Genomic DNA, 664 nt, shown 5'->3' with positions numbered 1-664 from the left:
GGCAGCAGCCAGCCCAGCCGCCACACGTCGTCCGGCAGTGGACGGGCGGTGATCTCCCCGGCGTAGGGGCCGGAGGTGCGCCAGGGCGGGGAGCGGTGCAGCAGCGCCTCGTCCTGCCAGGGGAGTTCGGTGCGCAGGGCGGCGACGGCGTGACGTTCCACCGCGGTGCGGCCGGGGAAACGGATGTCCTGGAGCTTACGCACGGTGGAGCGCGGGCCGTCGCAGCCGACCAGGTAACTGCCGCGCCACCAGGTGCCGGAGGCGCCCCGGGTGTGCGCGGTGACGCCGGACCGTTCCTGCTCCATGGTGTCCAGGCGGCTGTCCACAACGATCTTGACGAGCCGTTCGTTCTCCAGGGCCGCGCGCAGCGCGCCGGTCAGGACATGCTGGGCGATGTGCAGGGGAGCGGCCTCGGCGTCCTCGAAGGCGACCTCGTTCGTCACCTGCTTGCGCCGCATCGACCGCCATCCGGCCCAACGGAAGCCCGCGTGGTCGAGGGACAGGCCGGTCAGCCGTTCCATCAGCGCGGCGGTGTCCTCGCGCAGCACGACCGTGCGGGCGGGACGGGGTTCGTCCTTGCCCGGCCCCTCGTCGAGGACCACGCACGGTACGTCCTGACGCGCCAGCGCCAGTGCCAGCGTGAGCCCGACGGGCCCCGCTCCGA

1 protein-coding gene is annotated in these 664 nt (G+C 73.3%); it reads right to left on the bottom strand.

Features of this window, described 5'->3' with window-relative positions:
• Positions 1-664: FAD-dependent monooxygenase (locus LPA54_RS34540; RefSeq protein ID WP_228984590.1), on the bottom strand; the 664-nt coding region annotated here is incomplete at both ends.

The organism is Streptomyces sp. DH12 (genome assembly GCF_020873895.1).
Taxonomy (GTDB): Bacteria; Actinomycetota; Actinomycetes; order Streptomycetales; family Streptomycetaceae; genus Streptomyces.
This window is presented reverse-complemented; position numbering and strand designations above follow the sequence as displayed.